Origin of the sequence: Streptomyces corallincola (assembly GCF_019104725.1) — a bacterium.
GTDB lineage: Bacteria > Actinomycetota > Actinomycetes > Streptomycetales > Streptomycetaceae > Streptomyces > Streptomyces corallincola.
The window spans coordinates 178430-185973 of sequence record NZ_JAHRXF010000007.1; the positions used below are offsets into that span (position 1 = coordinate 178430).

Annotated in this window: 6 protein-coding genes; 4 read left to right on the forward strand and 2 right to left on the reverse strand. The window is 73.6% G+C overall.

What is annotated here, in order from left to right; all coding sequences use genetic code 11:
• Positions 1-343: 343 nt before the first annotated feature.
• Positions 344-562: an MbtH family protein gene (locus KUM39_RS07945; protein WP_217784713.1), complete on the reverse strand. Its 219-nt coding sequence runs from the start codon at positions 560-562 to the stop codon at positions 344-346.
• Positions 563-1366: 804 nt separating this feature from the next.
• Between KUM39_RS07945 and KUM39_RS07950 the strand changes: the two genes are divergently transcribed.
• The 4 genes from KUM39_RS07950 (at position 1367) to KUM39_RS07965 (ending at position 5562) form a co-directional block, all read left to right on the forward strand.
• Complete coding sequence (locus KUM39_RS07950; protein ID WP_217784714.1) at positions 1367-1780, forward strand: VOC family protein; 414 nt, start codon at positions 1367-1369, stop codon at positions 1778-1780.
• Between the two features lie 332 nt (positions 1781-2112).
• Positions 2113-3228, forward strand: coding sequence for a ribosome small subunit-dependent GTPase A (gene rsgA, locus KUM39_RS07955; protein WP_246619772.1), 1116 nt, complete (start codon positions 2113-2115; stop codon positions 3226-3228).
• Positions 3229-3619: 391 nt separating this feature from the next.
• Positions 3620-4111: a methylated-DNA--[protein]-cysteine S-methyltransferase gene (locus KUM39_RS07960; RefSeq protein ID WP_217784716.1), complete on the forward strand. Its 492-nt coding sequence runs from the start codon at positions 3620-3622 to the stop codon at positions 4109-4111.
• Between the two features lie 182 nt (positions 4112-4293).
• Positions 4294-5562 carry a GDSL-type esterase/lipase family protein gene (locus KUM39_RS07965; RefSeq protein ID WP_217784717.1) on the forward strand — a complete coding sequence of 423 codons (1269 nt, stop codon included), beginning with the start codon at positions 4294-4296 and terminating at the stop codon, positions 5560-5562.
• A 142-nt stretch (positions 5563-5704) separates the two neighbouring features.
• On the opposite strand, the gene KUM39_RS07970 is transcribed toward KUM39_RS07965, so the two are convergent.
• Entirely contained in the window at positions 5705-6187 is a 483-nt protein-coding gene (locus KUM39_RS07970) for a DUF456 domain-containing protein (protein WP_217784718.1), read from the reverse strand.
• Positions 6188-7544 lie beyond the last annotated feature (1357 nt).

Below are 7544 nucleotides of genomic sequence, written 5' to 3' on the forward strand. Positions count from 1 at the left end.
TTCCGTCCGTGCGGGGTGGTCCGGGCAGGGGGCCACGCTCGGTGCCACGCCCCGCGCGACACCGCCCGCGGAGCGCAGCAACCGCGTGGGAGCGGCCGGTGGAGCGATATGGGACCGCCGTTCGTCGGTGAGATCCAGTCGGCCCGAGAGCTGTCCCGACGCGGCTCCACCAGGCCGTTGACCCGGCCGCCACGGGCTCGTGCCGACCGCGAGCCCGACTGTCCGGGAACCCGCGCCCGGTCGATCGGGAAGCGCGCCGGGCAGGTCAGGAACGGTGCCCGGCAGGTCAAGGACGGTGCCGTCAGGTCAGGGGCCGTGCCCGGCGGCCCTGCCTCCCCGGCGCCTAACGGGCCTCGGACTGCATCGCCCGCACCAGGCTCGCCGGACGCATGTCCGTCCACGCGGCCTCGATCGCCTCCAGGCACTCCTGCCGCGACCGCTCCGGGCCGTCGCTCCGCCACCCGCCCGGAACCGTGAGATCGGCCGGCCACAGCGAGTGCTGGCCCTCGTCGTTCACGAGCACCAGGAACCGGCCTGTCTCGTCGTCAAAAGGATTGCTCATGACGCCCCCCCTCGGCGGCCTGTGTGCCGCCCTATTCCTCTGAGTTCTCCGGACGGTCGCTTCCGCGACATTCAGCATGTCGCCCGCCTGTGCCATGTGTCGGACAGACGGGCGATTCTCGGCCCTGGCACGGTAGCACCGATGGGATCGACCTGAATCAGGTTGCCCGTAGTTCAGCCATTCACGTGGTCACCCTAGGGAAATCTTTCGAAAGGCGCCATGTGATCGGTCAATGCCCGGGCACCTGTTCGCCGAAAGCGTTTTTCTTGCATGCCCAGGGCATATGCGGGCCCATATGGCGAAGGCGTTATCAAGTCAATTGCCATGCGAATTAGCGAGTGTTGTCCGATATGGACCGCGCTTTTGCGCCGCACCGTCTGTGGGGAGACGGGGTCTCTTGGTCAGCGCACGGAAGACGGAGTCACGCTCCCCTGCGCGGGCCATGCGCCCCCGTCGGCATCCGGAATCAGCTCCCCTGCGGCCTCTGTGCCCTTGGTCAAGGTGTCGTCTCCCGCGTGGCCGCGACGCGTTCGTTCCGGGCGTGGCCTGCTTCCGCCCCTGATGTACCCGAGGCTGCGGACGCGTTGGTGGGGCTGTTCCCGGACGTCGCGGACCCGGCGGTGGCCCGGCGGACGGCAGAGGCGTCGGCCCGGATGGGAGGGTGGCCGCCGTACGGGTCGTCGGGCTCGGGCTCGCGCTCGCGGTCGCACCCCGTAGAGGCGGCGAGATGGTCACCGGACAATGCAGGTGGTGGGCCTCCATGTGGGCCCACCACACCACGACACGTTCACGGAGCAGAGGCCCATGACCCAGCCACCGCACGGAGCCCTGCACCACGTCGAGATATGGGTACCGGACCTCGCCCGTGCCACCGCCTCGCTCGGCTGGCTGCTGGAGCGGCTCGGGTACGCCGTCCACCAGGACTGGGACGCCGGGCGCAGTTGGCGGCTCGGGCCGACCTACCTCGTCCTCGAACAGTCACCCGCCCTCACCGCTGACCGGCACGACCGGTGCCGTCCCGGGCTCAACCACCTCGCGTTCCACATCCGGGACGCCGCGACCGTGGAAGCGCTGGCGGACGAGGCGCTACAGCACGGCTGGCGCCCGCTGTTCCCCGAACTGCACCCGCACGCGGGAGGCGACGCCCACTACGCGGCCTACCTGGAGAACCAGGACGGCTTCGAGGTGGAACTGGTGGCGATGGCCACCGCTGATTGACGCACCTCCGCCACCCTGACGAACATCGCCCGCGCAGCGCCGAACATCCTTCACCGGCAGGCTCGTGGCGTGAGGGGCAGGGCTCCTGGGCGGAAAAAGGGTTGGCCTTCGGCCGCGTGCCGCGCCTAGGCTGCTTCGCATCGAGGCGGTCTGCCGACCGCCGTTGTCGGCCGAGCGTTGATCAAGGAGGGATGACCGATGACTGTCGTCGAGCTGGGCATGGCCCGCATCCGGAAGTTCATCCAGTTCTCCTCCGTGGTCTCCGGCTGACCTCACTCCTTGTCCGCGCCCGTGCGCGCGGTGCCGGGGCCACCTTTGTGAAGGGTTTCCCCTTGTCTTTCTCTTCTTCGGCTGCTCCGTCAGCGCATCCGCTCGCCCCGTACGGATGGGACGCGCACTGGGAGGCCGAGTTCGCTCCGTTCGCCGCGCAGGGACTCCTGCCCGGTCGCGTTGTCCGGGTTGACCGCGGTCAGTGTGACGTCGTCACCCCGGCCGGTACCGTCCGCGCCGACACCGAGTTCGTCGTCCCCCGCGATCCGATGAAGGTCGTGTGCACGGGGGACTGGGTCGCCGTCGATCCTGGAGGCAGCGATCCGCTGTACGTACGGACCCTGCTGCCCCGTCGTACCGCCTTCGTACGCTCCACCTCCTCCAAGCGGTCAGAGGGGCAGATCCTCGCGGCCAACGTCGATCACGCGGTCATCGCGGTCTCCCTAGCCGTCGAACTGGACCTCGGCCGGGTCGAACGGTTTCTTGCGCTGGCCTGGGAGTCCGGGGCCCAACCGGTCGTCGTGCTTACCAAGGACGACCTCGTGCCGGACCCCGTCACGCTGTCCCACCTGGTGCAGGACGTGGAGACGACGGCGCCGGGCGTCCCGGTGCTCACCGTCAGCGCGCTGCACGGGGAAGGGCTGGACACCCTCGTTGCCCTGGTCGGCAGCGGGACCAGTGTGCTGCTCGGGCAGTCCGGCGCGGGCAAGTCCACGCTGGCCAACGCCCTCGCCGGGGCCGACATCATGGACGTCAGGGCCGCGCGGGACATCGACGGCAAGGGGCGGCACACCACCACCACCCGCAATCTGCTCCCGCTGCCCACCGGAGGCGTCCTCATCGACACCCCCGGCCTGCGGGGCGTCGGGCTCTACGACGCGAGCAGCGGGGTCGGCCAGGTCTTCTCCGAGATCGAGGAACTGGCCCGTGAGTGCCGCTTCCACGACTGCGCCCACGAGAGCGAGCCCGGCTGTGCCGTGCGCACCGCCCTCGACGACGGTCGGCTCCCCGCCCGCCGCCTGGAGAGCTACCGCAAGCTCCTGCGCGAGAACCAACGGATCGTCGCCAAGACCGACGCCCGCCTCCGCACCGAGATCCGCAAGGACTGGAAACGCCGGGGCGCCGAGGGGCGCGCCGCCGCCGAGGCCAAGCGCGGCGGGCAGTGGCAGCGCCAGTAGTCCGTAACGAGTAGCCAGCGGTTTCATCCGCGATTCGGGATTCTGTATGCGACATCCCGTAGGCCGTGATCCGTAGGCCGTAGGGCGCGATCCGTCGCCCGCCGCCCGCCGCCCGCCGCCCGCCGCCCGCCGCCCGCCGCCCGCCGCCCGCCGCCCGCCGCCCGCCGCCGGACACCGAGCTTCGGGCTTCGGCGGCTCTACGGGGGTGGGCCCCCTCTCACTCCAGGGGGCCACCCCCGCCACCCCTGCCCCCTCACACCCCCAACCCCCTCTCCCTGTCGGATTTCCGCCAGCCCCGTCCGCCAGCAAGCCCGACACTGGACCTCAGACCCAGTACGGGGCCACCCCTACGGGCCCCGTCGGACAGCGCGACAGAAAGCCGAGCACCCTCATGGACACCACCTACTGGACGGAGACCGACTCCCCGCTCGGCCCCCTGCTCCTCACCGCCGACCCCGACGGCGCTCTCACCTCGCTGTCGGTGCCGGGGCAGAAGGGCGGGCGGACGGTGTTGGAGGGCTGGCGGCGGGACACCGGGCCGTTCCGGGCCGTAGAGGAGCAGCTCGGTGCCTACTTCGCGGGTGAACTCACTGTGTTCCGGCTGCCGTTGCGCGCCAGGGGCACCGAGTTCCGGGAGCGGGTCTGGGCCGCGCTGGACGAGGTGCCGTACGGCGGGACCGTCACCTACGGGGAGATCGCGCGGCGGGTCGGGGCGGCACGGATGGCCGTGCGCGCCGTCGGCGGAGCGGTCGGCGCCAACCCGCTGCTCGTCGTCCGGCCCTGCCACCGCGTCATCGGCGCGGACGGCACCCTGACCGGGTACGCGGGCGGACTCGACCGGAAGGTCCACCTGCTGACCCTGGAAGGCGTACTCCCGGCCTGACTATCGCATCACCCCTCTGACCTGCGGCTACGCCGTGCGGGTGGACCCCGCGCGGCGGTTCCCCGGCCCTGCCGAGCCGATGTGGCACGGTCTGCTGCGACGGGCTCCGGAAGGGCGGGTGCGGTATGGACAAGGTCGGGCGGGTTCTCGTATCGCTCCTGGTCGGAGCGTTGCCGGGCGGCATGGCCGCAGCCGTCGTACCCGGCCGGGAGGCCGTCGCCGCCACCGAGGACCCGTGGGCGTTCGCCTTCGCCGGGGCGGCCACCGCCACCGCCTCGGGCACCGGAACCGCCCCCACGCTCTGGACGGGCAGCTGGGAGACCGCACCGTCCGGGACCTCGACAGCCGCGCGGGACAAGGCTGTTCGCAACGTCGTTCATCTCAGCGTCGGCGGCAGCGCGGTCCGGGTCCGGGTCAGCAACCGGCTGGGCACCGCTCCGCTGCGCCTGGAAGCCGTGACGGTCGCGCTCCGCCGGGGTGCCACGGCGGACGCCGTGCCCGGCAGCCTGCGGACCGCCACCTTCGGCGGGGAGCCGACCGTCGTCGTCCCGCCCGGCCACGACCTGCTCACCGACCCCGTCCCGCTGCGCGTCCCGGGCGCCGCCGACCTGCTGGTCACCGTCCAGCCCACCCCCGGCAGCGGCCCCGCGACGTACCACCGCACCGCGCTCCAGACCGGCTACCTGGCGCCCGCCGGACCCGGCCGCGCGGCCGAGGAGGACGGGTCGGCGTACACCCGGACCGTCGAGTCCTGGTTCCACGTCACCGGTGTGGACGTGCACGGGCCGAGCGGCGGCAGCCTGGTCGCCCTCGGGGACTCCCTCACCGACGGCACCGCCACCACGCCCGACACCAACCACCGCTGGCCCGATCTGCTCGCCGGGCACCTCCGCCGCGCCCGCCTCGGCGTGCTCAACGCCGGTATCGCGGGCAACCGCCTGCTGCGCGACGGCGTCGGCCCCAGTGCCGCCGCCCGCCTGGACGCCGACGCGCTCGACCGGGCCGGGGTACGCGTCCTGATCGTGTTCGAGGGCATCAACGACATCAAGGGCACCCCGGTCGCCGACGACCCGGACGCGTTCGCCGCCGCCTACCGCGCCCTCGTGGCCCGCGCCCACGCGCGCGGCATCCGCGTCATCGGCCTCACCCTCACCCCGTATCACGGCCACTCCGGCTACTCGGACGCCCGCGAGGCCGTACGGCGGCGGGTCAACGCGTTCATCCGGACCGGTGGCCTGTTCGACGCCGTCGCGGACGTGGACGCGGTCGTCCGCGACCCGTACGCCCCCGCGCGCATCCGGCCCGGCTACGACCCCGGTGACCACCTGCACTTCAACGACGCGGGCGCCGCCGCCGTCGCCGACGCGGTGGCCCGCGCCCTCGTACGGCGGCCGTTCGCCGTGGCGGGGGTCGGGGCGGACGCGAGCTTCGTCTCCAGCGGGGCGCGCTGAGGTCCCGGGAGGACGGGGCGACGGGCGACGGGGGATGGGGGATGGGGGATGGGAAGGGCGGGGACGGGGGGCCGGGGCATGGGCCGCGGGTTCGGTTCGCGGGGTCACGCCCGCACTCATCCCCGCACTCACCTCGGCACTCTCACCCCCACACCACCGCCCCCAGCCACGCCCCCGCGATGAGCAGGCACGCGAAGAACTCCGCGAACACCGCCGAGCCCCCCGACCGCATCGCCGTGCGCAGGGCCGCCGTCGCCTCGCCGTGGCCGCCGAGGCGGAGCCGTTCGTGCAGGTAGATCCCGGCCAGGAAACCGGGCAGCGCGCCCAGCACCGGGAGGACGACGAAGCCGACGGCACCGCCTACGCCCGCGTACGCGACCGTGTCCTGCGGGGTGCCGCTCTGGCGGAAGCGGCGGGCGGGCAGCGCGGTCCGCACCGCGAGGGACAGCAACAGGACGAGGGTGGCCCCGACCAGCACCGTCCAGGCCAGCGGGCGCGGATCGCTGAGCGCCCACCACAGCACCCCCGCCCACACCAGCCACGACCCCGGTACCCCGGGGACGAGCACTCCGCCGAGACCGAGCGCGATGATCACCCCGACCAGCCCGAGTTCCCACGGTCCCATCTGCCCAGGGTGCCGGACGGAGGCGGGGGCCGCAGGTCAGGGGCGTGCGTCTCGTAGGGGAGTCCGGGGTCGGGGGCCGGTCGGGGAAGCGCGTCCCCCAGGGGACGGGTCGGGGTCGGGCCCGATGCCCGGCGGGGAGGTCGCGTCGCGTCACGCGGGCTGTGCCGGGTGGCGGAAACCTGTCACGGCGGGAATCCGCCGCCGTACGCGCTCGCCCCCGGCCCGGCGGGTCTGCCAGGGTGGAGCCACCGCGAGACAGCGGGCGGGCGGATGTTTGCCCGCCGTGTTCACGGAAACCGAGCCACTATCAGGCCATTCTCAGGCGGCTTCGCGCCAGTGGGCGCGCACGGCCGCACGGGACGGTGACCCTGAGCCCCGGTGGCGAGCGGCGCCAGGGGATACGGGGCGGGGTCACTCCGGATGGGCGCCGGGCGGTCCTCCCGTGGGGGGTAGGGCCGTCCGGCGGCCGTCACTCCTGTCCCTCGCGGAGTTCCCGTACGAGGTTTCCCGTACGGGAGTTCGGACCCTCACCCGCCATGCCGTTCGAAGCGGGCGTGTGCGCGACCGATTTTCCCGATGCCCCGTTTCCATCTGCCCCGCGCGGTGACAATCGGAGGCATGAGCCAGCAGGGGGGTACGCCCGCCCGCCACGATGACGACTGGTGGGGACAGCTTTACGACGACGCCACCGGGGACACGGGGCCCGCCGGGGCACCCGACTCCCTGGACGACCGTTTCGCCTCGGCGCGCGACGCGCTGACCGACGAGGACGGGCCGCCCGGCGGAGCCGATACCGGAGCCGACAGCGGTACGGGCGCCGGGACGGCCGCCGACATGGGCGCCGCCGGTACGGGTGCCGGTCGGTCCGGAGTGGGACCTGGTGAGCCGCTGATTCCGGGACCGCGAACCGATGAGCCGGTGATCTCGCCGCCACCCGCAGTGCCGGTCTTCCCGCCCCAGCGGGGAGCTTCCGGCACCGATACCCACACCGGCACCAGCGCCGCCGCTGACACCCCCACCGGTACCGCCTCGCCCGATCCGGCGCCGCAACCGATGCCTCCCGTGCCTCCCGTGCCGCCCATGCCCCCGCTCCCTGCCGCCCACAACCCCCCGATGTGGTCACCTTCCGGCGAACCCACGGACCCGGCCGACCCGCGTACTCCCGCTGCCCCCACCCCGCCCACGCGTCCTCCGGGACCCGACCACCCCAGGGAGCCGAGGGGGGAGACCCCCCCGACCCCCGCCCCCCCGGCCCCCCCCCCCCCCCCCCCCCAGCCCCGCCGAACCCCCCCCCCCCCCCCCCCCCCCCCCCCCCCCCCCCCCCCCCCCCCCCCCCCCCCCCCCCCCCCCCCCCCCC

Excerpts from the sequence above, each read along its gene's own strand:
- KUM39_RS07950 (WP_217784714.1), top strand. The coding sequence starts at position 1,367 with ATGACCCAGCCACCGCACGGAGCCCTGCACCACGTCGAGATATGGGTA.
- KUM39_RS07960 (WP_217784716.1), top strand. The coding sequence starts at position 3,620 with ATGGACACCACCTACTGGACGGAGACCGACTCCCCGCTCGGCCCCCTG.
- KUM39_RS07970 (WP_217784718.1), bottom strand. The coding sequence starts at position 6,187 with ATGGGACCGTGGGAACTCGGGCTGGTCGGGGTGATCATCGCGCTCGGT.
- KUM39_RS07965 (WP_217784717.1), top strand. The coding sequence starts at position 4,294 with ATGGCCGCAGCCGTCGTACCCGGCCGGGAGGCCGTCGCCGCCACCGAG.
- KUM39_RS07945 (WP_217784713.1), bottom strand. The coding sequence starts at position 562 with ATGAGCAATCCTTTTGACGACGAGACAGGCCGGTTCCTGGTGCTCGTG.